Genomic DNA, 26,248 nt, shown 5'->3' with positions numbered 1-26,248 from the left:
TCAGTACCGGATTTCGACGCGGCGGTTTTTAGCCAGGTCGGATTCTGCAGAGCCTTGCGCTGCGGGTTTTTCTTTGCCATAGCTGACGGCTTCCAACTGACTCTCTGGGACGCCCAACAAGCTCAAAGCTTGACGCACAGCTTCTGCACGCTTTTGACCCAAAGCCAAGTTGTATTCACGGCCGCCACGCTCATCGGTATGACCTTCAAGGTTGGCTTTGCGCTGCTTGTTGGTTTGCAAAAAGCGGGCATGGCTCTCAATCACTGGGCGCGCTTCGGCACGAACCACAAAACTGTCGTAATCAAAGAACACCACGTGCGCTACGCCAACAGGCCCGGTGCCCGAAGCCGACTTCTCGACCACCACACCCGCCACGCCGGTTTGTGCGCCGTTGGCGTTGTTGCCAATGCCTTGTGCTGACACACCGGAGGATGTGGCCGACTTGTCTTCAACAGGCACATCGTCCAACTTCACACCGGATGCGCAACCCGCCAAAAGCGCAGTCAACAACAAACTGGTCAAAAATTTCTTGCTCATGATTTACCTCTTTAACTTCAAAATGAATTCTCAAAAATTTATTTCCGAACCGGACCCCAATGGGGTTCTCGGATATCTCCGCCTTGACCCGCCAAACGGGCTTTGATACGGCCATCCAAGGTCGTGGTCATCAACGATTCTCGACCTTGGAAAACAGTGGCATAAACCAACAGACGGCTGTTGGGCGAAAAACTGGGGCGCTCATCTGAAGAGGTGTCGGTCAATGCCACCACCTGTCCTGTGGCCAACTCCATCAGGTGCAGTCGGAATCCACCTCCTACACGCGAGACATAGGCCAGCCAACGTCCATCAGGGCTGAGCGCAGGTGAAATATTGTAAGTGCCAGAAAAGGTCACTCTCTCGGCCGGGCCACCCTGTGTGGGCATGCGGTAGATCTGCGGACTGCCACCACGATCACTGACGAAAAACAAGGCGCTGCCATCTGGCGAAAATGCGGGCTCTGTGTTGATGCCCCCGGGAGGCGATAAACGGCGCGGCTCCCCGCCCGCCAAGTCGATGCGAAACAGCTGCGACCCACCGTCTCGGCTCAAGGTCGCCGCCAGCGACTTGCCATCGGCACTCCATGCGGGCGCACTGTTGGACCCCTTGAAGTTGGCCACTGGCCGACGCTGTCCCGTAGCCAGCTCATGCACATACACCACAGGTTTGCGTAATTCAAACGACACGTAGGCCAACTGCGCACCATTGGGCGACCAAGACGGCGAAATGATGGGCTCTGGGCTGCTCAAGGCCGACTGGGCGTTCTCTCCATCGGAGTCAGCAATCCACAAAGAATAACGCCCCCCTGCTTTGGTGACATAGCTGATGCGCGAAGCGAAAGCCCCTGGGGTACCCGTGAGCTGTTGGTAAACCCAATCGGCGATGCGGTGCGCTGACAAACGCAAATCAGCAGCAGAAACGGTGTCCTTGAAATCACCTTTCTCTTGGCCTTTGACCACATCCCACAGACGGGCACGCACATCAAAACGGCCATCGGCCAAACGGGTCACCGAACCGGCTACCAACGCCTCGGCTGACAACTGACGCCAGGGCGACCAGTCGGGTCGGCTCGTTTCGTCCATCAAGGCCGAACCCGCGGCCAGGCCCTTGAACTGTCCACTGCGCTCCAGATCGGCCTGCACGATGCTGGCCAGCTTTTGCGGAGCGGTGGCCTCGCCTTTGAAGGGGGCAATCACCACTGGCAACTGGGTCATGCCGACGCCCGTGACTTCCACGCGAAATTGAGCCCAGGAGGGGACCGCCAGCGTGCTCAAAACCAGCAGCTTCAAAAGCCATGACAACAGGTCAATGCGCAAAAATACAAGCTTCATGTCAATGTGGTGACCATTCAAATTGCGGATGTCGTGATCGTACACCGTAGAAATCTGTTTTCTGCGACTGCATTGACTGCCCTACTTACAATCTCGGCATGAGCCAGACCACCACTTCTCCCACTTCCCAACCCAGTATCCGGGACCGATTGCGGCGACTGGCGCCGTATTTTGGAAGCCAAAGGGGCATTTGGGTCGTGGCCATTTTGGCGACCCTCATGGCCGCATTGACGGAGCCGATGATTCCGGCCCTGTTTCAGCCACTGCTGGACAAGGGTTTTGCAGAGAACAAATTGCCTTTGTGGGCCATTCCGGCGGCTGTGGTTGGCTTGTTCACGGTGCGCGGGGTGGCCAACTTCATCGCCCAGTACGCCCTTTCCAGATTGACCAATGACGGGATGGAAAAACTCCGGTCCCAGCTTTTCTCGCAGCTCATGAAGGCTGACTTATCCCTGTTTTCCAAGCAATCGGCCAGCGCCCTGTCGAACACCATCGTCTACGAAGTCCAGACAGGCGCTTCGCAATTGGTGTCTGCAGTCATTGCCCTGGCCCGCGACGGGTTCACGTTGATCGCCTTGTTGGGTTATTTGATGTGGCTGAACTGGAAACTCACGCTGGTGGTGTTCACGGTGGCTCCGGGCCTGAGCTGGATCATGAAGGCACTCTCGCGTCGCCTTTACAAATTGACCAAAGAAAGCCAAACCGCCACCGACAACCTGGCTTATGTGGTCGAAGAAAACGTGTTGGCGCACAGGGTTGTGCGTTTGCAAGGTGGGCAAGCACACCAAATTGCGCGTTTCGGCCAACTGGCACAGGTGCTTCGCCGACTGGCCCTGAAGACCACCGTGGCCTCAGCTGCCATGACGCCATTGACGCAAATCATGGCCGCGTTGTCCTTGTCCATGGTGCTGGTGATCGCGCTTTACCAAAGTCAGAACGGCGCATCAGGCGCCACGGTGGGCGGGTTTGTGGCCTTCATCACCGCCATGCTGATGCTGGTTGCACCCATCAAGCGTTTGGCTGAAATTTCCAGCCCCATCACCCGGGGGCTGGCTGCGCTCGAAAGAGGCCTGGGTTTGATTCATGAAGCCAAGGAAGAAACACAAGGGACCTACACCCAGCATCGCGCACAAGGTGCGGTGGAATGGCAGGATGTGCACCTTCAATTCAGCCCCAATGGCCAAGCCGCCCTGTCTGGCGTCAATCTGAAAGTTCAACCGGGCGAAACCGTGGCCTTGGTCGGCACATCCGGCGCAGGCAAAACCACCCTGATCCAGCTGCTCCCCCGGTTCGTGCAAGCCACCTCCGGCCGCGTGTGCATTGATGGCGTGCCTATCGAAGACTGGGCTTTGGACAGTTTGCGACGCCAAATTGCCATGGTCAGCCAGGATGTCGTGATGCTCAACGACACGGTGGCAGCCAACATCTGCCTGGGTCATGATGCGAACAAGGACCGGATTCAGGCTTGCCTGGATGCGGCCAACCTGTGGAGCCATGTCTCACAAATGCCGCAAGGCATGGACACGCTTTTGGGCCACAACGCCAACCAGCTGTCCGGTGGCCAGCGCCAGCGCCTGGCGATTGCGCGGGCACTGTACAAAGATGCGCCCATTTTGATTCTGGACGAAGCCACCTCGGCGCTGGACAATGAGTCCGAGCGACTGGTGCAAGACGCCTTGCAAAAACTCATGCAAGGCAGAACCACCTTGATCGTGGCGCACCGCTTGTCTACCATTGAGCATGCTGACCGCGTGGTGGTCATGGAGCGTGGCCGGATCGTGGAACAAGGTGCGCCAGCCCACTTGCTGGCCTCAGGTGGCGCTTATGCCCGGTTGCACAACCGGGGTGAATGGACCAGCGAGGCTGCAGCTTAAGGCCCTTGGAAAGCACCACTCAGAGCAGCACGACATCGTATTGTTCGGGCCCCATGGCGGGCTCCACCTGGAGCGAAATCGGCTTGGCAATGAAATCCGACAAGCCTGCCAGATGCTGGCTTTCTTCGTCCAGCAACAAATCAATGACCGCCGATGCGGCCACAACACGAAACTCTCGCGGGTTGAATTGACGTGCTTCGCGCAAGATTTCACGCAAGATGTCATACACCACCGAGCGAGCGGTCTTGACGATGCCCTTGCCCTGGCAACTGGGGCATGGCTCGCACAGCATGTGGGCCAAAGACTCACGGGTGCGTTTGCGGGTCATTTCCAGCAAGCCCAATGACGAGAAACCACCCGCCATCGTCTTCACGCGGTCACGCGCCAATTGCTTGCGAAACTCGGCCAGCACCGCGTCCTGGTGGTCCGGGCGTGACATGTCGATGAAATCGGCAATGACGATGCCGCCCAGATTGCGCAGGCGCAATTGGCGGGCGATGGCTTGGGCCGCCTCCAGGTTGGTCTTGAAGATGGTGTCTTCGAAATTGCGCGCCCCGACATAACCGCCGGTATTCACATCCACCGTGGTCAGGGCTTCGGTCTGGTCAATGATGAGGTAGCCGCCAGATTTCAGGTCAACCCGGCGCCCCAAGGCTTTGGCGATCTCTTCATCGATCGCATACAAATCAAAAATCGGCCGCTCGCCTTTGTACAGATGCAAGCGCTCTGCCGCTTTCGGCATGAACTCGCGGCCAAAAGCCACCAGCTGAGCAAACTGCTCTTGCGAATCGATGCGGATGCTTTGGGTGGCCTCACCCACCAGGTCGCGCAGCACGCGCTGCAACAGCGTCAGATCCTGGTGCAGCAAGGACGCAGGAGGCAAACGCATCGAAGCCTCCTTGATGCGGGCCCAGGTCTTGCGCAGATACGCGATGTCTTCCTGCAACTCTTCATCACTTGAGTCTTCGGCATTGGTGCGCAAGATGAAACCACCACCATCAGCGCCCACCAGGGCCTGCAGCCTCTGGCGCAGTGCATCGCGTTGGTCAGACGGTATTTTTTGCGACACCCCAATGTGATCGTCTTGCGGCAAAAACACCAGATGACGCCCCGCAATGCTGATTTGCGTAGACAGACGGGCGCCTTTGGTGCCCATGGGGTCCTTGATGACCTGCACCATGATGGCGCGACCTTCAAACACCTGTTTTTCAATCGGCACCAGCGGCTGGCCCGTGCGGGCAGCAGAGGCCTCGCCTTCGGCATGTTTTTGCCACACATCGGCCACATGCAAAAACGCAGCCTTGTCCAGCCCGATGTCGATGAACGCCGACTGCATGCCCGGCAACACGCGGGCCACTTTGCCCAGGTACACATTGCCGACCAAACCGCGCTCGAGCGTGCGCTCAACGTGCAGCTCTTGCACCGCGCCAAATTCGACCACCGCGACCCGGGTTTCCTGGGGTGACCAATTGACCAAAATATCTTGTTGCATGGATGGAATCAGGTTGGAAAATGGGGAATCGGCTCACAACACACGAGCGCCTGGCCAAGCGGTTCGCACAGGCCCTTCAAACACTCAGCAGCGAACGCCCACCGAGCGCAGCAAGGCTGCGGTCTCGAACAGCGGCAGGCCCATGATGCCTGAATAACTGCCCCGGATCTGTTCAATATGAGCAGCCGCCCTGCCCTGCACACCGTAGGCCCCGGCTTTGCCCATGGGCTCGCCTGACGCCACATAGGCCTTGATTTGCGCTGGGGTCATGGGTGCAAAACGCACCCATGACTCGGACACGGCCGCCACGCGTTGACGGCCTTTTTGCACAGCCACCGCCGTCAACACCCGATGGGTCTGGCCAGACAATAATTTCAAAATGCGCACGGCATCGGCTGAGTCCGCCGGTTTGCCCAAAATGTCACGGCCCAAACACACGGTGGTGTCCGCGCACAGCACCGGCGCGGCAGGCAGGCCCTGCCGCTTCAGGCGCTGCACGGCAGCATCCAGCTTCAGGCCCGTCACCCGGGCCACATAGCGGCCAGGTGCCTCATGGCCTCGAACCTCTTCCAAGGACTCGGCATCTTCGCCAGGCTCGGCCAACAGCAAGGTGTGGGCCACGCCGATTTGGTCCAGCAACTGGCTGCGCCGGGGACTTTGAGAGGCGAGGTAAATGAAGTCGCTCATTCGCGGTGGTAAGGGTGGTTGGCGTTGATGGACCAGGCGCGGTACAGCTGCTCAATCAACAGCACCCGGGCCATGGCGTGGGGCAAGGTCAGGTCGGACAGGCGAATGCGTTCGTGCGCGGCTTGCCTGAATTCGGGCTCCAGACCATCGGGGCCGCCGATGACCAAGGCCACATCGTCACCCCCCAATTGCCAACTGGTCAGGCGTGTTGCCAGGGCTTGGGTGGTGAGGTTGGTGCCGCGCTCGTCCAGCACCACAATGCGGGTGCCACGGGGAATGGCCGCCTCGATGCGCTGGCGCTCGGCAGCGTACAACGTGGGCAGGGTTTTGGAGCCTCGGGGCTCGGTTTTCACGGCCTTGAGCTCGACCTTGAGCTCAGGCGGAAAACGTTTGGCGTAATCGTCCCAGGCGGTCTGAGCCCAGTCAGGCACACGCAGGCCGACCGCAACGATCAGCAGCTTCATGAAGGATCAATCGGCTTTGCGACGGGTCGCAGCTTGTACGGCCTTGCGGGCTGGAGCTTTCTTGGCAGCGGGTTTGGCAGCTGTCTTGGTCGCCGCTTTGGCAGCCGGTTTGGCCGAAGGCTTGCCCACTGTTTTCACGGTGGGCTTGCTGGTGGCCGATTTGGCAACCGTTTTAACGGGCGACTTTACTGCAGTCTTCGCAGACGTTTTCGCTGCGGCTTTGGCAGCAGGCTTGGCTGTCTTGGCGGGGGCCTTCAAAGCCGGCTTGGCTTTGGCTGCAGTCTTTTTGGCTGCCGGCACTTTGGTCGCTTTTTTGGCCACCGAGTTCTGGATGTGGCCTTTGACCTCGGCTGTGGCGGCTGGTTTAGGGGCACCAAACTTCAGACGCACGGGTGTGCCACCCCAAATTTCTTCCAGGTTGTAGTAAGTGCGGATCGTGGGCTGCATGACGTGCACCACGGCCTGACCGCAATCCACAATGATCCACTCGCCGTTGTCTTCACCTTCGATGCGGGGCTTGCCAAAACCGGCATGGCGCACCTTGTCGCGCACACTGGCGGCCAAGGCCTTGGTCTGGCGGTTCGATGTGCCTGACGCAATGATGACCCGCTCAAACAGGGAGGAAAGGTGCTCGGTGTCAAACACCTGGATCTCTTGGGCCTTGACGTCCTCCAAGGCGTCCACAATGGCTCGCTGGAGTTTTTGAATGTCTTTTTTGGCAGCGTTTTCGGTCATCAAAGGGGCCTGTAAAGATGGTGTTCGTGAATATAGCGCTCAACAGCGGGGGGCACCAGACCTGAAATGGCCTGCTCTTTGGCCAGCAGCTCACGGATGTCCGTGGCACTGTGAGGCATCAGCGGCATCTCCAGAGTCTGAATGCGCGCTTGCATCGTGTCAGAAAGGGGCGCGACTGCCTGTGACGTACCCGACTCTTCATTCCAGGCACGCACGGCCATATCACGCCCTGCGGCGCAGATTATAGCGATGCGGCCGATTTCTTCGATTTGATGCCAGGATGGCAAGGACCGCCGCTGGTCATCGCCGAGCAACAAATAGAGTTGGGCCTGTGGAAATTCGGCCTGCAACTCATGCAATGTGTCCACCGTGTAGCTGGGTCCGGCACGCCTGATTTCACGCTCATCCACCACGACCTGGGGCAGATGCTGGTAGGCCATTCGGGTCATGGCGAGCCTGTGAGCGGCATCGCTCAAATGGCGCGTTTTGTGCCAAGCCTGTCCCGTGGGCAAAACACGCACTTGCTCCAGTTGGAGCTGCGCAATAGCCGCCTCGACCAAGGCCACATGCGCCAGATGCGGTGGATCAAAAGCACCGCCAAAAACACCCAATCGGGTGACGATGGGCAGATTCAAACCCAATCCTTGGGCACCAAGAAATGGCTCAGCAAACGCGCTTCGGGCGAACCTGGTTCATCCTGGCGCTGATAAGACCAGCGCACCTCGGGCGGCATGGACAACAAGATGGATTCGGTACGTCCGCCCGACTGCAAGCCAAAATGCGTGCCCCGGTCCCACACCAAGTTGAACTCCACATAGCGGCCACGGCGGTACAGCTGGAAGTCACGCTCACGCTCACCATAGGGCATGTCTTTGCGCCGTTGCACGATCGGCATGTAAGCGGGCAACAGGGCATCGCCCACGCTTTGCAGCATGGCAAAGCTTGGGGCCATGCCCAGCTCGGAAAAATCGTCAAAGAAGATGCCGCCCACGCCGCGCTGCTCGTGGCGGTGCTTGTTGCAAAAATAGTCATCGCACCAGGTTTTGAAGCGGGGGTGCAAACCTTCACCAAACGGCGTCAGCGCATCTTTGCAGGTCTGGTGAAAATGCACCGCATCTTCGTCAAAGCCGTAATAAGGTGTCAGGTCCATGCCGCCACCAAACCAGGCCACAGGCGCTTTACCTTCGGGCTTGGCGGCGATCATGCGCACATTCATGTGCACCGTGGGCACGTAAGGGTTGCGCGGGTGAAACACCAGCGACACGCCCATGGCCTCAAAGGCCGAACCCGCCAACTCAGGGCGGTGCTGTGTTGCCGAGGGGGGCAACTGCGGTCCACTCACGTGCGAAAAACCGCAACCAGCACGCTCGAACACCGGGCCGCCTTCCAAAATTTGGGTGATGCCGTTGCCTTGCAGCTTTTCACCGGGCTCTTTTTGCCAGGCATCCACCAAAAACGGCGTGCCATCGATGTCGGTCAAAGCCCCGGTGATGCGGGACTGCAAGCCCACGAGGTAGTTCTTGACTGTGCCGAGTTCAAACGATGTGTTCATGGGGGGTTTTAACGCAATGCGAAATCAGGAAGACTGTGAAGCCGAGGTGGAAGTGGTCGCCTTGGAAGTCGCCTGCGGACTCCAGGGCACGATGGGGCCCATTTGGTCCACATGGAAGCCCTCAACACCCTCGAACACTTGCGCGAAGTGGGCGTAATCCACATCGGTTTCGCCGGTCAGTTCGTAAAAATCAACCACACTGAAGCAGCGTTTGCCCCAGTCGAGCTTGACCAAGGCCAAAGGCACCTGAGCCCCCAAAGCCACTTGGTAAAAGCCACTGCGCCAACCCGGTGTGAGACTGCGCGTGCCCTCCGGGGCCAGGCCAAGCCACAGCAATTGATGCCTGGCCTTGTGTTGCTCGAACACATGAACCATCTGACCCACAACCCCTTTCGAAGAGCTGCGGTCAATCGGAAGGCCGCCCACCCAACGCATCCAGGCGCCAATCAGGGGAAACTTGAACAAGGAGTCTTTGCCCCAGAAATGCGCTGGAATGCCCAAGGCCCATTTGGCCAGCATGCCGATCGGGAAATCCCAATTGCTGGTATGCGGGTAGACGATGGCCACACCCTGAAGCGCAGGAAAGCCTTCAAACTCCAGGCGCCAGCCCAGCATCTTCAAGACCCAGCGGGCCAAACGGGAGCCCTTGAATTGAACAGGATGGGGTGATGGAAAACGCATGAACAATGTGCCCCGTCAGTTTTTGATGGCGCGGTAACCGATGTCTTTGCGCATCTGCATGCCATCGAATGCGATGGGGCTGGCGGTCTGGTAGGCCTTTTGCTGTGCTTGGCGCACCGAATCGGCCAAAGCCGTGACACACAAGACACGGCCGCCCGAGGTCAGTATCTGACCGTTTTGCTCGGTGGTGCCTGCATGAAACACCATGGCCTCTTCTTCGTCTTTGGGCAGGCCATTGATGGCATCCCCTTTGCGCGGGTTCATGGGGTAACCGGCCGCAGCCATCACCACACCGAGCGCCACCCGGCGGTCCCATTCCAGCTCCAGGTGCTCCAGGCCCTCAGAGGTTGCGGCCAAAAGCACGTCCAACAGGTCCGATTTCAGGCGCATCAAGATGGGCTGGGTTTCTGGGTCACCCATGCGGCAGTTGAACTCCAGGGTTTTGACGCGGCCTTGGGGGTCGATCATCAAACCGGCATACAAAAAACCGGTGTAAGTGATGCCATCTTTTTCCATGCCCCGGATGGTGGGCAAGATGACTTCGCGCATGGCGCGGGCATGCACTTCGGCCGTGACCACGGGCGCGGGCGAATAAGCACCCATGCCGCCCGTGTTCGGGCCTTCATCGCCGTCGAGCAAACGCTTGTGATCCTGGCTGGTGGCGAGTGCTGTGACGTTTTTGCCATCGCACAAAACCATGAAACTGGCTTCCTCGCCCTGCAAAAACTCCTCGATCACCACGCGGGCACCGCCTACGTTATGGGCCACGCCCAAGGTGTTGTCGAGCAACATGAAGTCGATCGCTTCATGGGCCTCGGCCACCGTCATCGCGACCACCACGCCTTTGCCTGCGGCCAAGCCATCGGCCTTGACCACAATGGGCGCACCTTTGAGGTCCACATAGGCATGTGCTAAGGCCGCATCGGTGAAGGTTTCAAACTCGGCCGTGGGAATGCCATGGCGCTGCATGAATGACTTGGAAAAAGCTTTCGAGCTTTCGAGCTGGGCTGCCGCCTGAGTGGGGCCAAAGATGCGTAAACCATGCGCACGAAAATCGTCCACGATTCCTGCAGCCAGCGGCGCCTCAGGGCCGACCAGGGTCAATGCGATGCCGTTGTCGATCGCCCATTGGCGCAGTTGCGCCAAATCGGTGACCGGGACATTGATCAGGTTGGGGTCTTTGGCCGTGCCACCGTTGCCGGGGGCGACGTAAACCTGCTGAATTTTGGGCGATTGCGCCAATTTCCACGCCATGGCGTGCTCTCGGCCACCATTGCCGACTACCAATACTTTCATCAAACTTCCTTAATCTTCGAATTCGGCGTTGTGGAAAACGTTTTGCACATCGTCCAAGTCTTCCAGCACATCCAGCAATTTTTGCATTTTGACCGCATCTTCACCCGCAAGCGAAATGCTGTTTTCGGCACGCATGGTCACCTCGGCCATATCGGCCACCAGCCCTGCGGCCTCCAGCGCGTTCTTGACAGCCTCAAACTCCGCTGGCGCAGTCAGCACCTCGATGGCCCCCTCCTCGTCCGTGATCACGTCCTCGGCGCCAGCCTCCAGAGCCACTTCCATGACTTTGTCTTCGCTGGTGCCCGGGGCAAAAATCAGCTGGCCACAGTTTTTGAACTGGAACGCCACCGAGCCTTCGGTCCCCAGGTTACCGCCATGCTTGCTCAAGGCGTGGCGCACTTCCGCGACCGTGCGCACCCGGTTGTCGGTCATGGTGTCCAAAATGATGGCCGCGCCCCCAATGCCATAGCCTTCGTAGCGAATTTCCTCGTAGCTCACGCCTTCGAGGTTGCCAGTGGCCTTGTCCACATTGCGTTTGATGGTGTCGGCGGGCATGTTGGCCGCCTTGGCCTTCTCGATGGCCAGGCGCAAGCGGGGATTGGCGCTGACATCGCCGCCGCCGGTTCGTGCGGCCACCATGATTTCACGGACCACCCGGGTCCAGATGCGCTGACGCTTTTCGTCTTGCCGCCCCTTGCGGTGCTGAATATTTGCCCATTTACTGTGGCCAGCCATCGGGAATTCCTTGAATGTTGATTTAATCTACAGACTGGATTTTACTTTTCACAAGCGGGAGAAAAACAAACATGGCTGAACCGATGCTGATTGCGCAAAACACCCAGGTGCAATGCCACCTCCTGCCGGGTCTGGCCAACCGCCACGGACTCATCACTGGCGCTACGGGCACGGGCAAGACCGTGACCCTGCAAACCCTGGCCGAACACTTCTCACGTTTGGGCGTCCCGGTCTTCATGGCCGATGTGAAAGGTGACCTGACCGGCATCAGCCAGCCCGGAAAGATCGGTGAAAAATTAGCGACAGTGCTCAAAGACCGCGGCATTGCCCTGCCCGAGCCCATGGCCTGCCCCACCACCCTTTGGGATGTGTTTGGGGAACAAGGTCACCCTGTGCGAGCCACCATCTCGGACATGGGCCCCCTGCTCTTGACCCGCATGCTGGGCCTGAACGAAACACAAGCGGGCGTGCTGAATTTGGTGTTCAAGATCGCCGATGACAATGGCTTGCTGCTGCTGGACATGAAAGACCTGCGGGCCATGTTGCAGTACGTTGGGGACAACGCCAAAAACTTCACCACCGAATACGGCAACATCAGCGCAGCGAGCATTGGGGCCATTCAACGCGGCCTGCTCCAAATTGAAAGCCAGGGGGGCGACCGGTTCTTTGGCGAGCCCATGCTCAACATCGAAGATTTCATGCAAACCGATGCCCAAGGTCTGGGCGTGGTGAACATTCTGGCGGCCGACAAGCTGATGAACTCGCCCCGCTTGTACGCCACCTTCTTGTTGTGGATGCTGTCCGAGCTGTTCGAGGTGCTGCCCGAAATTGGCGACCCCGAAAAACCCAAACTGGTGTTCTTCTTTGACGAAGCCCATTTGCTGTTCAAGGACGCGCCTGCAGCGCTGGTCGAGCGCATCGAACTGGTGGTGCGCCTGGTTCGGTCCAAAGGCGTGGGTGTGTACTTCGTCACCCAAAACCCACTGGACATTCCCGACAGCGTGCTGGGCCAGCTGGGCAACCGGGTGCAGCACGCCCTGCGTGCCTACACCCCGCGCGACCAGAAAGCCGTGGCGGCCACGGCGCAGACCATGCGCCCCAAAGCCGGATTGAACATCGAAGCCGCCATCACCGAGCTGGCCGTGGGTGAGGCCTTGGTGAGCTTGCTGGACGCCAAGGGACGTCCCTGTGAGACCGAACAGGTGTTTGTTTTACCTCCCTCCAGCCAATTGGGGCCCATTACTCCAGCACAGCGGCAAGCCCTGATTCAGGGCTCTTTGGTGGCGGGGGTCTATGAGAAAACCCAAGACCGAGAATCGGCCTATGAAAAGATCAAGGCGGGTGCGTCTCGGGGTCAGGACAACGCCACACCAGCGCTGCCGGGTCAGGCCACCGTCACGGCCGACAAAGAAGGTAGCCTGATGGGCGGTCTGTCAGAGCTGGTTTTTGGCTCGACCGGTCCACGCGGTGGTCAGCGCGATGGCGTCGCCCAGATGGTGGTCAAGAGTGCGGTGCGCACTGTGGGCTCGGCCATTGGCCGCGAAATCGTGCGCGGTGTTCTGGGAGGTCTTCTGGGCTCCAGTCGACGCCGCTGAGCGCGAGACGAAAAAAAAACCGCCGTGTGCAGCACACGGCGGTTTTTGCAAAGGATCTGTCGACGATCAGGCTGTTTCGCCCAACACAGTCACAGTCACTTCCACCACCACATCGGTGTGCAAAGCCACTGCAACAGTGGATTCGCTCACAGTTTTGATGGGGCCATGAGGCATACGAATCTGGGACTTGACCAGCTTGTAGCCTTGTTTGTTCAACTCTTCAGCGATGTCGTTGTTGGTCACGGAACCAAACAAACGGCCATCCACCCCAGCCTTTTGCGACAACTTGACCACCAAACCAGTCAATTTTTCGCCTTGGGCTTGGGCTTCAGCCAATTTGGCAGCAGCGGCTTTTTCGAGTTCAGCACGGCGAGCTTCGAACTCGGCCTTGTTGTTTTCGGTGGCACGGCGTGCACGGCCTTGTGGGATCAGGAAGTTGCGAGCGTAACCGTCTTTGACTTTGACGATATCGCCCAGATTACCCAGGTTCACAACCTTTTCGAGCAGGATGATTTGCATGGTTGGACTCCTTAGACTTTGTGCTGGTCGGTGTAGGGCAACATGGCCAAGAAGCGTGCGCGCTTGATGGCTGTGTTGAGCTGACGCTGGAAAATGGCACGGGTGCCAGTCAAGCGTGCAGGAATGATCTTGCCGTTTTCGGCGATGAAGTCACGCAAGGTGTCCACATCTTTGTAGTCGATTTCTTCGACGCCAGTGACTGTGAAGCGGCAGAAACGCTTGCGCTTGAACAGCAGTGACTGGGTGTTGCGCTTTGGGCGCTTGTCTTTGTTGAATTTTTTGAACGTGGCCATGGGGCCTCCTGAAATTAATCTTGCTGAAACTCTTGAATGTGCAACACGACACTTTTGCCTTGTCGAGGGGTGGCCAAAAAGCCTTTGAACGTCCAAACACTGCCTACCGCTTGCTTGACCAGCGTTTCAGCCAGTGACCCGAAGGCCAAGGCACGAAGCTTGAGCTGGACTTTGCGGGCTTGTCCTGCCTCTTGTACTTCAGAGGCATGCTCCAGAATCAAATCCAGAGCGGGCAAACCGGCGGGGGTGTATCGCAAAGCGGCTTGCTCGGCAATACAGGCGGTCAGTTCTGTGCGGTTCACTCCTCAACAGGCACGTGTCAAGCGGCGAATTCGGCTTGTTGTGACTTGCGGGCTTCTTCGCGCTCAACGGTCTTCATCATGGACGAAGGAGCGGTGTCGGCTTTTTTCTTGAGCACAGTCAGGTGACGCAAAACAGCATCGTTGAACTTGAAGGCGTGCTCCAGTTCAGCCATGACGGCTTGGTCGGCTTCAATGTTCACGCACAGGTAGTGGGCTTTGCCCAGCTTGTTGATCTGGTATGCCAACTGACGGCGGCCCCAGTCTTCAACACGGTGGATATTGCCACCGCCGGCAGTGATCATGCCTTTGTAACGCTCCAGCATGGCTGGAACTTGTTCGGACTGATCGGGATGGATCAGCAAAATGATTTCGTAATGACGCATTGAGACTCCTTGCGGTTAACCCAAAAGGTTGGAAAAGCCGCCCCCAGCGTCTGTCGGGGTGCGGCAAGGCGAAGCCTGCGATTATAGCTTTAATTCAGAGGCCAGGATAGCCATTGCCAAGCACCACCGGTTGCTTGGGCGGGGAAACCCAGCGCGTAGGAAGCAGCCAAGTGACCAAAACCATCACCAAACAGCCTGCAGGCACCCCGAAAACACCCGCGGACAAGGGCTGAATGCCAAACCACAAGCCCCCGACAGGGTCCAGACCCCAAAAGTGCCGAAACCCCGGGGCATTGACCGCCATGTAACAAAGGGTCAAGCCCAAACCCGCCAACATGCCAGCCACCACAGCGGGACGATGGACCTTCTTCCAGACCATGCCCAAAGCCATACCCGGGAAAAAGGCGGCAGCGGCCAATGAGAAGGACGCAGAAACCAAGGACAGAATTTCGGCAGGCTTGAACGCCGCGACCACAGCAGCCAGCATGGCCACCGCCAACAAAGCAAATTTGGACAAAATGACCCGCCCCTCAGGTGATTTGGGTTTGCGCTCTCGCCCCGGCCCGATGTCATGCACCAGCGCGTTGCTGATGGTCAACAACAAGCCATCGGCCGTAGACAAAGCAGCGGCCAGTCCCCCTGCAGCAACCAGACCTGACACCACAAACGGCATGCCGCCCAATTCAGGCGTGGCCAGCATGATCATGTCAGCCCCCAATTTCAACTCTCCCAATTGCAACACCCGATCGCCATTGACATCGGAAAACTCCAGCAATGCCGAGTCCAAACGGGCCCATTGAAACATCCAACTGGGCAAATCTTCAAAACTGCTGCCCACCAGGTTGTTCAGGACCTCAAACTTCACCAAAACAGCCAAAGCAGGCACGCTCAGGTACAGCAAACCGATGAAAAACAAGGACCAGGCCACCGAGCTGCGCGCCTCGGCCACCGATGGCAAGGTATAGAACCTCGTCAACAAGTGCGGCAAACCCGCCGTACCGACCATGAGACAGAAAACCAAGGCCAAAAAATTGAGCCGGGATTCCTCAAACAGCTTGACTTCTGAGGGGTTGCCATCGGGCTTGCCGGCAAATGCTTGCGCGTGCATGGGCATCCCCCCCAAGGGTCTGGCCCGGTCCAAGTTGTCATGCATGGCGCGGGTCCATTGCTCCTTGGCGATTACCGCATCACGCGGCACAGCCAAAAGCTCGCGTCGGGCTTGCGCAATCGATGAATAGTCGGCCGATTGCGCTTTGAGCAGCCGGATTTTCTCTTCCAGCTCTTGGCGCAACTCGACCATCGAACGCTCGACATGCTCCAGTCGTGCCTGAAACATTTGGGCACGCCGGGCGTATTCCTCACGCACTTCGATTTCACCGGGATCGTTGATCAGTTTCTTTTCGATGGCCTCAATGCGGGAAAGCTGCTGCCCGTAGACGAAGGGTGCCAGAGGCGTTCCCAGTTGTTTGTAGGCCAACCACGACACGGGGATCATGAACGCCAGCAACAACATGATGTATTGCGCCACTTGGGTCCAGGTGATGGCCCGCATGCCCCCCAGAAAAGAGCACAACAGGACACCGCCCAAGCCCAGCAAGATGCCGATCTCGAATTGAACGCCCGTCAAGCGCGAAGCGATCAGGCCAATGCCGTAAATTTGGGCGACCACATAGGTAAAAGAGCACAAAACCGATGCCAAAGCGGCAATGATGCGCGGCCAACGACCGCCATAGCGCTGGTCAAAGTAATCCGGGAGGGTGTACAGCTTCATGGCCCGCAGATGCGGGGCGATCAACAACCCGACCAGACAAAAACCGCCCGTCCAGCCCATGACATAAGCCAAGCCTCCGGGCTGCTGACCGCTGCCGGAAAAACCCTGCAAATAGAGTGCGCCCGCCAAACTGATGAAAGAAGCCGCACTCATCCAGTCGGCTGCCGTGGCCATGCCGTTGTACATGGCCGGAATGCGGCGACCCGCCACGTAGTATTCATCCTCGTCTGTCGTGCGGCCCAAAATGCCAATCAAGGCATAAATCATCACCGTACTGAACAAAAAAATCGGGCCAATCAAATTGCGCGACAACCCCCACCGTTCAGCCCACGCCATAGCGCCCAACAGCGTGAGCAGGATGGCAATGTAAATCAAGACATTGCGATGCAAACGCCAATGGTAAGCCGCAGTTTGACGGTCTGCCATCGGTTGAGTCATCGCCATGCCTTGATATGAAGCATCAACGGCCCAGATTGGTCCAGGTCTCGATCACCGTGTCCGGGTTGAGCGAGATGGAGCTGATGCCCTGATCCATCAACCAACGGGCAAAGTCAGGGTGGTCGCTGGGGCCTTGACCGCAGATGCCGATGTATTTGCCTTGAGACAAACAAGCCTTGATGGCCTGCGAAATCAGCGCCGTCACGGCCGGGTCTCGCTCATCAAAGTCCACGGCCAGCAGCTCCATGCCCGAGTCGCGGTCCAGACCCAAGGTCAATTGGGTCAGGTCGTTGGAGCCGATCGAGAAGCCGTCAAAGAACTCAAGGAACTGCTCTGCCAGGATGGCGTTGCTGGGCACTTCACACATCATGATGACTTTGAGGTCGTTTTCGCCACGGCGCAAGCCTTGGCTGGCCAGCAGCTGGGTGACCTTTTCGGCCTGTCCCAGGGTACGGACAAAGGGCACCATGATCTGAACGTTGGTCAATCCCATCTCGCCGCGCACGCGTTTGAGTGCCTCGCACTCCATGGCAAAGGCTTCGCCAAAGTCTGCGCTGATGTAACGTGCAGCGCCACGAAAACCGAGCATCGGGTTTTCTTCTTCGGGCTCGTAGCGGCTGCCGCCAATGAGCTTGCGGTACTCGTTGCTTTTAAAGTCAGACAAACGCACGATGACCGGCTTGGGCCAAAAGGCTGCGGCGATGCTGGCCACACCTTCGGCAACTTTGTCGACATAAAAAGCACGGGGCGATGCATGCCCACGGGCCACCGATTCCACGGCCTTCTTCAAGTCGGCATCGATCGCGGGATAGTCCAGGATCGCCTTGGGGTGCACACCAATGTTGTTGTTGATGATGAACTCCAGACGCGCCAAACCCACACCCGCGTTGGGCAATTGCGCGAAGTCGAAGGCCAACTGGGGGTTGCCCACGTTCATCATGATTTTGGTTTTGATCTCGGGCAACACGCCACGCTGGATTTCGCTGATTTCGGTTTCCAACAAGCCATCGTAAATGTGACCGGTATCGCCCTCGGCGCAGCTGACGGTGACCAAGGTGCCCTCTTTCAACTGTTCCGTGGCATTGCCGCAACCCACCACGGCGGGAATGCCCAGCTCCCGCGCAATGATGGCGGCGTGGCATGTGCGCCCACCGCGGTTAGTCACGATGGCGCTGGCGCGTTTCATCACCGGCTCCCAGTTCGGATCGGTCATGTCGGTCACCAGCACGTCGCCAGGTTGGACCTTGTCCATCTCGCTGATGTTGTGCACCAAGCGAACAGGTCCTGTGCCGATCTTCTGGCCAATCGCCCGACCCTCGGCCAGGATGGTGCTTTTGCCTTTGAGCTTGTAGCGCAGCTCGGGCGTGCCCTTGGCCTGGCTTTTCACGGTTTCGGGGCGCGCTTGCAGGATGTAAAGCAGGCCATCGGTACCGTCTTTGCCCCACTCGATGTCCATCGGGCGGCCGTAGTGCTGCTCAATGACCACCGCATAACGGGCCAATTGCTCGACCTCATCGTCTGTCAGGCTGTAGCGGTTGCGCAATTCAGCAGGCACGTCAGTGGTTTTGACCAACTTGCCCGATGCTGCTTTTTCCTGAGGCGTGGCAAACACCATTTCGATCAGCTTGGAGCCCAGATTGCGTCGGATCACGCAGCGATTGCCCGCGGCCAACATGGGCTTGTGCACATAAAATTCGTCCGGGTTCACGGCGCCCTGCACCACCGTCTCGCCCAGGCCGTAGCTGGAGGTGATGAACACCACGTCTTCAAAGCCCGACTCGGTGTCGATGGTGAACATGACACCCGCAGCGCCCAAATCGGAGCGCACCATGCGCTGAACACCCGCCGACAAAGCCACATCGGCGTGGGCAAAACCCTTGTGCACGCGGTAGCTGATGGCCCGATCGTTGTACAAAGAGGCAAACACCTCTTTCATTTTGTGCAGCACATCGTCGATGCCGACCACGTTCAGAAAGGTCTCTTGTTGACCGGCAAAAGAGGCGTCCGGCAAGTCTTCGGCTGTGGCCGAAGAGCGCACGGCAAACGAAGCATCGGGGTTGCTGCCTTGCAGACGCACAAACGCCTCGCGAATGGCTTGCTCCAGATCGGCCGGGAATGGCTGGGCTTCGACCATGGCACGGATTTCGGCACCCGCAGCCGCCAAAGCGCGCACATCTTCGGTGTCCAGCGCGTCCAGACGAGCGTTGATGCGCTCGGTCAAGCCGCCAAAAGCCAGAAACTGGCGAAAAGCATGGGCGGTGGTGGCAAAACCCGTGGGCACCCGCACGCCCGAGGGCAATTGGGAAATCATCTCCCCCAAGCTGGCATTTTTCCCCCCCACCGACTCGACATCGGTCATGCGCAATTGCTCAAAGGGAACGACCAAGGCGGTCTCACTGAAAAGATCAGACATACAAAGCTCCAAAGTTAAAACCGGGTTCCATGGGGCAAGACGGGGATTTGTTGTTCTTGGAATTCAACCGCCGAGCGGGGTGCCATGGATAATCGAATCATTTTAGGGGGCTTGTTGCCGCCTGCATTTGAAATTTTTGCATCCATGTCCAAACGCACTGTTTTTTTCGTATCTGACGGCACCGGCATCACGGCCGAGACTTTTGGCAACGCCATCCTGGCCCAGTTCGACATGAAAACCCGTCATGTGCGCCTGCCCTTCACCGACACCATCGACAAGGCGCACCAAGCGGTACGGCAGATCAACCACACAGCCGACACCGAGGGCAACAAACCCATCGTGTTCACCACCTTGGTGAACATGGACGTGCTCAAAGTGTTGCAGGAGCACTGCCAAGGCATGCTGCTGGACATGTTTGGCACCTTCGTGAACCCGCTTGAAAACGAGCTGGGCATCAAGTCCCACCACCGGGTCGGGCGCTTTTCGGACGTGAGCAAGAGCAAGGAATACCACGACCGGATCGAGGCCATCAACTTTTCGCTGGCCCATGACGATGGCCAATCCAACCGGGATCTGGAATCGGCGGATGTGATTTTGGTGGGTGTGAGCCGCAGCGGCAAAACTCCGACCAGCCTTTACTTGGCCATGCAGCACGGCCTGAAAGCCGCGAACTATCCCTTGATTCCCGAAGATTTTGACCGCAAGCAGCTGCCCCCAGCCCTGGTGCCACACCGCAAAAAAATCTTCGGCCTGAGCATTCACCCCGACCGCCTGGCCGAAATCCGTGCGGAACGCCGACCCAACTCCCGCTATGCCAGCCTGGAAAATTGCCGCATGGAGGTCTCCGAAGCCGAAGCCATGATGCGCCGCTCGGGCATCCGCTGGCTGTCCACCACCACCAAGTCGATTGAAGAGATCGCCACCACCATCCTGCAGGAAATCAAACCTGAGCGGCTGATTTACTGAGCAAGTTGCCTGCCCGGTATTGCGCGCAACAACCGGGGCAGCAGATCAAGACAGGGTCGCAGCAATCCGTTCGGCACATTTCCGAGCCTGAGCGGCATCACGGGCCTCCACCATGACTCGGACCAAGGGCTCGGTGCCACTGGCACGAATCAAGACGCGCCCCGAATCGCCCAATTCGGATTCTGCAGCCCGGGTGGCATCCCACAAGGGCTGGTGGCCTTGCCAATCAAAGCCCGGTGTCAAACGCACATTGATCAGCGTTTGCGGGAACAAAGTGATGCCCTCCAGCAACTGGGCCATGGTCCGTCCGCTGCCCACACAGGCTTGCAGCACTTGCAAAGCACTGACCAAACCATCGCCTGTGGTGTGCTTGTCCAAGGCCAGCAGGTGACCTGAGCCCTCACCGCCCAGCAACCAGCCTTTGTCGTGCAAGACCTCCAGCACATAACGGTCGCCAACTTTGGCTCGCACAAACTGCACGCCACGTTGTTTGAGTGCCACTTCCACCGCCAGATTGGTCATCAAGGTGCCCACCGCGCCCGGCACAGCTTCGTCCCGCGCCAAACGGTCTGCGACCATGAGGTACAACAACTCATCACCGTTGAACAATCGGCCTGTGTCATCCACGAATTGCAAGCGGTCCGCATCCCCATCCAGCGCAATGCCGTAGTCGGCGCCTTGGTCCTTGACGGCTTGCACCAAAGCCTCAGGGTGCGTGGCCCCCACGCCTTTGTTGATGTTGAGGCCATCAGGGGAACAACCGATCGCGATCACCTCGGCACCCAACTCATGGAAAACCTTGGGCGCGATTTGATAGGCAGCACCATGGGCGGCGTCCACCACAATCTTCAAGCCCTTGAGGGTCAGATCGTTGGAAAACGTGCTCTTGCAAAACTCGATGTACCGACCCGCAGCGTCGTCCAGGCGCCGGGTTTTGCCCAAAGCGGCCGAGTCCACCCAAACAGGGTCTTCCAGCAAAGTCGCCTCAACGGTTTCTTCCCATGCGTCGGAGAGCTTCTTGCCTTGGGCACTGAAAAACTTGATGCCGTTGTCCGCAAACGGGTTGTGGCTTGCGCTGATCACCACGCCCAGCGAGGCTCGCTGCGCCCGGGTCAAGTACGCCACGGCTGGCGTGGGCACCGGGCCCAGCAACACGACATCGACCCCTGCGGAGTTGAAGCCCGACTCCAACGCACTTTCCAGCATATAGCCAGAAATGCGGGTATCTTTGCCGATCAGCACCACAGGGTGCGCTTCCTGAGCCTTCAAAACACGGCCTACCGCATGCGCCAGACGCAAAATAAAATCGGGCGTGATGGGGCTTTGGCCTACCGTGCCCCGAATGCCGTCTGTGCCGAAATATTGACGCGCCATGCTCACCATCCTTGTTTTTTTAATAAGTAGAAGAATTTTAGCGGCCACGCTGACCGCGAACCCTGACAAAAAGGACTGCCCAGCGTTTTAGCCGGCGTCGGCATGAAGCTGCATGGCCTGCCAGACTTTGAGGGCGTCCACCGTTTGCTTCACGTCGTGCACCCGAACCACACAAGCACCCCGCTCCACCGCCAACAAAGCCGCGGCCACACTGGCAGCCTGTCGCTGGGCGGGCTCAGGGGTCTGCCCGTTTTCGCTCAATACCGCGCCCAAAGAAGACTTGCGCGACCAACCGGCCAAAACCGGATAACCCAAGCGCAACAAATCGGCCTGCCTGGCAAGCAATTGAAAGTTCTGCGCAACGGTTTTCCCGAAACCGATGCCAGGATCGAGCATCAGTCGCGACGCAGCAATGCCCTGCGCGGAGAGCGACTCGGCGCGCCCTTTCAAGAAAGCGGTGACCTCGGTGAGAGCATCGCCCGTCATGGTCTGCATTTGCATGGTTTGTGGGTCGCGGTGCATGTGCATCAAACACACGCCACAAGCGGGATGTGCTGCAATCACCCGCTCAGCCCCACGCTGGCGCAAAGCCCAAATGTCATTGACGATGTCAACGCCCAGATCCAGCACCGCTTGCATCACTTCAGGCTTGTAAGTGTCCACCGAGATCGGCACTTGCCAACGCACAGCTTCCTGCAAAAACGGGACAAGACGCGCCAACTCTTCCGACAAAGGCACAGGGTATGCGCCTGGTCGCGTGGACTCGCCGCCCACATCCAGAATCCCCGCGCCATCGCGCAGCAATTGTTCGGCATGCCGCAAAGCTTGCGCCGTATCACCGTGGCGTCCACCGTCAGAAAAAGAATCGGGGGTGACGTTCACAATGCCCATCACCCAAGGGCGGGAAAGGTCTAATTCAAAACGCGTTGTCTGCCAGCGCAGAGGACTGTGCAGTCCTTTTTTTTCAACTTCCATGTGGCTTACTCCATGAAAAACGGAGCCCGAAGGCCCCGCTTTTGTTGCACCGATCTTGAAAAAATCAAGCGGCCGTGGTTGCTGGCTCTGGCTGAACCGCAGGGGTGCCACCGCTGCCACCACCGGAAGGAGGGGTTCGAGGCGTCCAGTCTTTGGGAGGCATGGGGTCACGTCCGGCCATGATGTCGTCGATCTGGTCCTTGTCGATGGTTTCCCACTCCAGCAGAGCCTTGGCCATGGCGTGCATCTGGGCGCTGTGCTCTTCAATCAGGCGACGGGCCAGTTTGTACTGCTCGTCAATGATGCGGCGCACTTCCATGTCCACCTTTTGCATGGTGGACTCGCTCATGTTGGTGGTCTTGGTGACCGAGCGGCCCAGGAACACTTCGCCTTCGTTTTCAGCATAAACCATCGGGCCCAGAGCATCGGTCATGCCATAGCGCATCACCATGTCGCGTGCAATCGAGGTCGCACGCTCAAAGTCGTTGCTGGCACCGGTGGTCATCTGGTGCATGAACACCTCTTCGGCAATGCGTCCACCAAACAGCATGCTGATCTGGTTCAGCATGAACTCCTTGTCGTAGCTGTAGCGGTCTTGCTCGGGCAGGCTCATCGTCACACCCAGGGCACGGCCACGGGGGATGATGGTGACTTTATGCACAGGGTCGCATTTGGGCAGAAGTTTGCCAATCAGGGCGTGACCTGCTTCGTGATAAGCCGTGTTGCGACGCTCTTCCTCAGGCATGACCATGCTCTTGCGCTCAGGGCCCATCAGGATTTTGTCCTTGGCCTTTTCGAAGTCCACCATCTCGACCACACGGGCGTTGCGACGTGCTGCCATCAAAGCGGCTTCGTTGCACAGGTTGGCCAAGTCAGCGCCACTCATGCCGGGCGTACCACGCGCGATCACACCGGCATTGACGTCTTGGCCAATCGGCACCTTGCGCATGTGCACATTGAGGATCTGCTCACGGCCACGGATATCGGGCAAAGTCACATACACCTGACGGTCAAAACGGCCTGGGCGCAGCAAGGCGGCATCCAAAATGTCGGGACGGTTGGTGGCCGCCACCACGATCACACCGAGGTTGGTTTCGAAACCGTCCATCTCAACCAGCATCTGGTTGAGGGTTTGCTCGCGCTCATCGTTGCCACCGCCCAAACCGGCACCGCGCTGGCGACCGACGGCATCGATTTCGTCAATGAAGATGATGCAAGGCGCGTTCTTTTTGGCATTTTCGAACATGTCACGAACACGGGCAGCGCCCACGCCCACGAACATTTCCACAAAGTCAGAGCCCGAGATGCTGAAAAACGGGACCTTGGCTTCACCGGCGATGCCTTTGGCCAAGAGGGTCTTACCGGTACCCGGAGGGCCCACCAGCAACAAACCACGGGGAATGCGGCCGCCGAGCTTTTGAAACTTCTGGGGGTCTTTCAGGAAATCGACAACTTCCTTGACTTCCTCCTTGGCTTCATCACAACCAGCCACGTCCGCAAATGTGACCTGGTTGTTGTTTTCGTCCAGCATGCGGGCCTTGGACTTGCCGAAGCTGAAAGCCCCACCTTTGCCGCCGCCTTGCATCTGGCGCATGAAATACACCCAGACACCGATCAACAGCAACATCGGGCCCCAGCTGACCAACAAAGTCATGAGCAGTGAGCCTTCTTCGCGTGGCTTGACATCAAATTTGACGCCTGCATTGATCAGGTCACCCACCAGACCACGGTCCAGGTAGGTCGCTGTGGTTTTGATGCGGCGATCGTCATTGGTGACCGCCAGAATCTCGGTGCCGCCAGGGCTTTCGGAAATCGTGGCGCTCTTGATGCGGTTACCGCGAACCTCTTCCAGAAAATCTGAATAGCCAATGGCGTTCGCACCGGCGACACCACGGTTGTCAAATTGCTTGAACAAGGTGAACAGCACCATGGCAATCACCATCCAAACGGCAATTTTGGAAAACCAAGGGTTATTCAAGAGAGGCTCCAATCGAAAAAAATGACTGTGGTGATTCTAGGCCTGCGGAAGGCCCTCATGGCAGATGGAAGGGGCTTTGGCCCTCTAAAAGGCAGGAATTACGACATCAAACGCCGTGAATCAGCCCCATGCCCACCAAAAAGGTCTCAGAAGACTTGTCTCGCGACGCTTTGGGCTTGATGGGTTTGACGACCTTAAAGGTCTCTTTGAACATCTTCACAATCTGGCTGTAACCGCTGCCATGGAACACTTTGACGACCAACGCACCTTCGGGCTTCATGTGGTTTTGGGCAAATTCGACCGCCAGCTCAATCAAATGCAGGATGCGAGCGGCGTCTGACGACTCAATACCTGACAAATTAGGGGCCATGTCGGACACCACCACATCTGCCTGACGCCCCTGCAATGCAGCCTCCAGCAGGTTGGCGACCTCGTTTTCTCGGAAATCGCCCTGAATGAAGTGAACCCCCTCCACGGCGGCCATGGGCAAAAGGTCCAACGCAATGATCGTTCCGTTGAGCGCCCCCACAGCCGCGCCATCGGGCGACAGCCGTCTGCGCAGGTACTGGCTCCACGCACCGGGGGCCGACCCCAAATCCACCACCAAGTTGCCAGGACGGATCAAACCGAGTGTTTCATCGATTTCCTTCAATTTATAGGCAGCCCGCGCCCGGTAGCCCTCTCTCAGAGCCAGTTTCACGTAGGTGTCATTCACATGGTCGTTCAACCACGCTTTGTTGACCTTTTTACTTTTGGTTTTGACTTTCATTCTTTTGCGTCCTTGCGGGGATAATACGGGGATGCCCCAAATACAACTCACACCTTCCGAGCGCAAAGTTTTTCGCGCCGATGCCCATCACCTGGATCCGGTCGTCATGATCGGGGGCGATGGCCTGACTCCTGCTGTCGTCAAGGAAACCGAAGCGGCCCTGAACGCCCATGGCCTGATCAAAATTCGGGTTCTGGGCGACGATCGCGCTGCACGCGAAGCGATGTTTGCCCAACTCGCCGACCAACTCAATGCAGCCCCCATCCAGCACATTGGCAAATTGCTGATCCTCTGGCGCCCTCAGCCTGAAAAAATCAAAGAGATTGACGAAGACCGCAAAGCCGGTCCACGCGACTTCAAGATCCTCAAATACAGCTCACGCGGTGGTCAACGACCCGAGGTCAAAACCGTTCGCGTTTTGGGCAACCAACGTCTGGCGGCGGGTGGCCAAATCAAACGGGCCAAGCCCAAGCAAAAATCGGTCAAAAAAGGCCGCCACGACTGACACACACGCTGCCTGAAACAGGCAGATAACAACGACAAAGGCCGTTTCACAACGGCCTTTGTCGTTTCTCAGATGTACGAAACACCCACGATTTCATAGCGGCGGACACCACCCGGCGCCTGCACTTCCGCCACATCGCCCTCTTCTTTGCCAATCAAGGCGCGGGCAATCGGGCTGCTGATGTTGATCAGACCCAATTTCAAATCGGCCTCATCCTCACCCACGATTTGATACTTGACAGCTTCGCCCGAACTTTCGTCTTCGAGTTCCACAGTCGTGCCAAAGACCACACGACCACCCGCATCGACCGATGCCGGATCAATGATCTGCGCGGCAGACAGCTTGCCTTCAATTTCCTGAATCCGACCTTCGATGAAGCCTTGACGGTCTTTGGCCGCGTCGTATTCGGCGTTTTCGCTCAAGTCACCTTGCGCGCGCGCTTCGGCAATGGCTTGAATCACGCCAGGGCGGTCGACTGTCTTGAGGCGGTGCAGCTCGTCTTTGAGCTTTTCTGCGCCGCGTTTTGTGATCGGGATGGTTGACATGTTCAGTTCTCCAAAAGCAAACCGCCGAGTGTTGAGAC

The 26,248-nt window shown here is 58.1% G+C and carries 26 protein-coding genes; 4 read left to right on the top strand and 22 right to left on the bottom strand.

Annotation, left to right across the window (positions count from 1 at the left end):
• Both pal and tolB read right to left on the bottom strand, forming a co-directional pair.
• On the bottom strand, positions 1-537 hold the full coding sequence (gene pal / locus B9Z37_RS11845; protein WP_108313224.1) for a peptidoglycan-associated lipoprotein Pal: 537 nt from the start codon (positions 535-537) through the stop codon (positions 1-3).
• A 38-nt stretch (positions 538-575) separates the two neighbouring features.
• Entirely contained in the window at positions 576-1,868 is a 1,293-nt protein-coding gene (gene tolB / locus B9Z37_RS11840) for a Tol-Pal system beta propeller repeat protein TolB (protein ID WP_108313223.1), read from the bottom strand.
• Between the two features lie 98 nt (positions 1,869-1,966).
• On the opposite strand from tolB, the gene msbA reads away from it, so the two are divergent.
• Positions 1,967-3,742 carry a lipid A export permease/ATP-binding protein MsbA gene (msbA, locus tag B9Z37_RS11835; RefSeq protein ID WP_108313222.1) on the top strand — a complete coding sequence of 592 codons (1,776 nt, stop codon included), beginning with the start codon at positions 1,967-1,969 and terminating at the stop codon, positions 3,740-3,742.
• Between the two features lie 19 nt (positions 3,743-3,761).
• Here the strand turns inward: msbA and rng are convergent, their stop codons facing one another.
• The 9 genes from rng to B9Z37_RS11790 all read right to left on the bottom strand — a co-directional run bounded on the left by rng (position 3,762) and on the right by B9Z37_RS11790 (position 11,384).
• Positions 3,762-5,234, bottom strand: a complete 1,473-nt coding sequence (gene rng / locus B9Z37_RS11830) for a ribonuclease G (RefSeq protein ID WP_108313221.1) — start codon at positions 5,232-5,234, stop codon at positions 3,762-3,764.
• Positions 5,235-5,318: 84 nt separating this feature from the next.
• Positions 5,319-5,921 (bottom strand): Maf family protein, encoded by a 603-nt coding sequence (locus B9Z37_RS11825; protein ID WP_108313220.1) that lies wholly within the window; start codon positions 5,919-5,921, stop codon positions 5,319-5,321.
• Complete coding sequence (gene rlmH, locus B9Z37_RS11820; RefSeq protein WP_108313219.1) at positions 5,918-6,385, bottom strand: 23S rRNA (pseudouridine(1915)-N(3))-methyltransferase RlmH; 468 nt, start codon at positions 6,383-6,385, stop codon at positions 5,918-5,920. Before rlmH ends, B9Z37_RS11825 begins: the two co-directional genes overlap by 4 nt.
• A gap of 6 nt (positions 6,386-6,391) precedes the next feature.
• On the bottom strand, positions 6,392-7,120 hold the full coding sequence (gene rsfS, locus B9Z37_RS11815) for a ribosome silencing factor (RefSeq protein WP_108313218.1): 729 nt from the start codon (positions 7,118-7,120) through the stop codon (positions 6,392-6,394).
• Positions 7,120-7,761, bottom strand: a complete 642-nt coding sequence (gene nadD / locus B9Z37_RS11810) for a nicotinate (nicotinamide) nucleotide adenylyltransferase (RefSeq protein ID WP_108313217.1) — start codon at positions 7,759-7,761, stop codon at positions 7,120-7,122. The genes rsfS and nadD overlap by 1 nt, the downstream gene beginning before the upstream one ends.
• Positions 7,752-8,672 carry an oxygen-dependent coproporphyrinogen oxidase gene (gene hemF / locus B9Z37_RS11805; RefSeq protein ID WP_108313216.1) on the bottom strand — a complete coding sequence of 307 codons (921 nt, stop codon included), beginning with the start codon at positions 8,670-8,672 and terminating at the stop codon, positions 7,752-7,754. Before hemF ends, nadD begins: the two co-directional genes overlap by 10 nt.
• A 24-nt stretch (positions 8,673-8,696) precedes the next feature.
• Positions 8,697-9,353 carry a 1-acyl-sn-glycerol-3-phosphate acyltransferase gene (locus B9Z37_RS11800; RefSeq protein WP_240606701.1) on the bottom strand — a complete coding sequence of 219 codons (657 nt, stop codon included), beginning with the start codon at positions 9,351-9,353 and terminating at the stop codon, positions 8,697-8,699.
• 15 nt (positions 9,354-9,368) lie between these two features.
• Positions 9,369-10,649 (bottom strand): phosphoribosylamine--glycine ligase, encoded by a 1,281-nt coding sequence (gene purD, locus B9Z37_RS11795; protein ID WP_108313215.1) that lies wholly within the window; start codon positions 10,647-10,649, stop codon positions 9,369-9,371.
• 9 nt (positions 10,650-10,658) lie between these two features.
• Positions 10,659-11,384: a YebC/PmpR family DNA-binding transcriptional regulator gene (locus B9Z37_RS11790; RefSeq protein WP_108313214.1), complete on the bottom strand. Its 726-nt coding sequence runs from the start codon at positions 11,382-11,384 to the stop codon at positions 10,659-10,661.
• Positions 11,385-11,455: 71 nt separating this feature from the next.
• Here B9Z37_RS11790 and B9Z37_RS11785 point away from each other — a divergent pair, with 71 nt between their 5' ends.
• Positions 11,456-12,979: a helicase HerA-like C-terminal domain-containing protein gene (locus B9Z37_RS11785; protein ID WP_108313213.1), complete on the top strand. Its 1,524-nt coding sequence runs from the start codon at positions 11,456-11,458 to the stop codon at positions 12,977-12,979.
• A 66-nt stretch (positions 12,980-13,045) separates the two neighbouring features.
• Here B9Z37_RS11785 and rplI read toward each other — a convergent pair whose 3' ends face one another.
• From rplI to ppsA, 6 genes are all read right to left on the bottom strand, one after another.
• Positions 13,046-13,498, bottom strand: coding sequence for a 50S ribosomal protein L9 (gene rplI / locus B9Z37_RS11780; RefSeq protein ID WP_108313212.1), 453 nt, complete (start codon positions 13,496-13,498; stop codon positions 13,046-13,048).
• An 11-nt stretch (positions 13,499-13,509) separates the two neighbouring features.
• Positions 13,510-13,791, bottom strand: coding sequence for a 30S ribosomal protein S18 (rpsR, locus tag B9Z37_RS11775; RefSeq protein WP_019427495.1), 282 nt, complete (start codon positions 13,789-13,791; stop codon positions 13,510-13,512).
• 14 nt (positions 13,792-13,805) lie between these two features.
• Positions 13,806-14,093, bottom strand: coding sequence for a primosomal replication protein N (priB, locus tag B9Z37_RS11770; RefSeq protein ID WP_108313211.1), 288 nt, complete (start codon positions 14,091-14,093; stop codon positions 13,806-13,808).
• Between the two features lie 17 nt (positions 14,094-14,110).
• Positions 14,111-14,476: a 30S ribosomal protein S6 gene (gene rpsF / locus B9Z37_RS11765; protein ID WP_019428749.1), complete on the bottom strand. Its 366-nt coding sequence runs from the start codon at positions 14,474-14,476 to the stop codon at positions 14,111-14,113.
• A gap of 94 nt (positions 14,477-14,570) precedes the next feature.
• Positions 14,571-16,691: a VC_2705 family sodium/solute symporter gene (locus B9Z37_RS11760; RefSeq protein ID WP_167394380.1), complete on the bottom strand. Its 2,121-nt coding sequence runs from the start codon at positions 16,689-16,691 to the stop codon at positions 14,571-14,573.
• Between the two features lie 16 nt (positions 16,692-16,707).
• Complete coding sequence (gene ppsA, locus B9Z37_RS11755) at positions 16,708-19,098, bottom strand: phosphoenolpyruvate synthase (protein WP_108313209.1); 2,391 nt, start codon at positions 19,096-19,098, stop codon at positions 16,708-16,710.
• A gap of 144 nt (positions 19,099-19,242) precedes the next feature.
• Here ppsA and ppsR point away from each other — a divergent pair, with 144 nt between their 5' ends.
• Positions 19,243-20,064: a posphoenolpyruvate synthetase regulatory kinase/phosphorylase PpsR gene (gene ppsR / locus B9Z37_RS11750; RefSeq protein WP_108313334.1), complete on the top strand. Its 822-nt coding sequence runs from the start codon at positions 19,243-19,245 to the stop codon at positions 20,062-20,064.
• A 45-nt stretch (positions 20,065-20,109) separates the two neighbouring features.
• Here ppsR and glmM read toward each other — a convergent pair whose 3' ends face one another.
• The 4 genes from glmM to B9Z37_RS11730 form a co-directional block, all read right to left on the bottom strand.
• The gene (gene glmM, locus B9Z37_RS11745) at positions 20,110-21,438 is read right to left on the bottom strand and encodes a phosphoglucosamine mutase (protein ID WP_108313333.1); all 1,329 of its coding nucleotides are present in this window, start codon (positions 21,436-21,438) and stop codon (positions 20,110-20,112) included.
• An 87-nt stretch (positions 21,439-21,525) separates the two neighbouring features.
• Positions 21,526-22,413: a dihydropteroate synthase gene (folP, locus tag B9Z37_RS11740; RefSeq protein ID WP_205872588.1), complete on the bottom strand. Its 888-nt coding sequence runs from the start codon at positions 22,411-22,413 to the stop codon at positions 21,526-21,528.
• A 64-nt stretch (positions 22,414-22,477) separates the two neighbouring features.
• Positions 22,478-24,391 (bottom strand): ATP-dependent zinc metalloprotease FtsH, encoded by a 1,914-nt coding sequence (ftsH, locus tag B9Z37_RS11735; RefSeq protein WP_108313208.1) that lies wholly within the window; start codon positions 24,389-24,391, stop codon positions 22,478-22,480.
• A 106-nt stretch (positions 24,392-24,497) separates the two neighbouring features.
• Positions 24,498-25,160: an RlmE family RNA methyltransferase gene (locus B9Z37_RS11730; RefSeq protein ID WP_108313207.1), complete on the bottom strand. Its 663-nt coding sequence runs from the start codon at positions 25,158-25,160 to the stop codon at positions 24,498-24,500.
• A gap of 31 nt (positions 25,161-25,191) precedes the next feature.
• Here B9Z37_RS11730 and B9Z37_RS11725 point away from each other — a divergent pair, with 31 nt between their 5' ends.
• Positions 25,192-25,665: a YhbY family RNA-binding protein gene (locus tag B9Z37_RS11725; protein ID WP_108313206.1), complete on the top strand. Its 474-nt coding sequence runs from the start codon at positions 25,192-25,194 to the stop codon at positions 25,663-25,665.
• A gap of 68 nt (positions 25,666-25,733) precedes the next feature.
• Here B9Z37_RS11725 and greA read toward each other — a convergent pair whose 3' ends face one another.
• Positions 25,734-26,210 (bottom strand): transcription elongation factor GreA, encoded by a 477-nt coding sequence (gene greA, locus B9Z37_RS11720; protein WP_108313205.1) that lies wholly within the window; start codon positions 26,208-26,210, stop codon positions 25,734-25,736.
• Between the last annotated feature and the right edge of the window lie 38 nt (positions 26,211-26,248).

Origin of the sequence: Limnohabitans parvus II-B4, assembly GCF_003063455.1 — a bacterium.
Lineage (GTDB): Bacteria > Pseudomonadota > Gammaproteobacteria > Burkholderiales > Burkholderiaceae_C > Limnohabitans_A > Limnohabitans_A parvus.
Note: the sequence above shows the minus strand (reverse complement) of the source record. Positions and strands in the feature narration are given on the sequence as shown.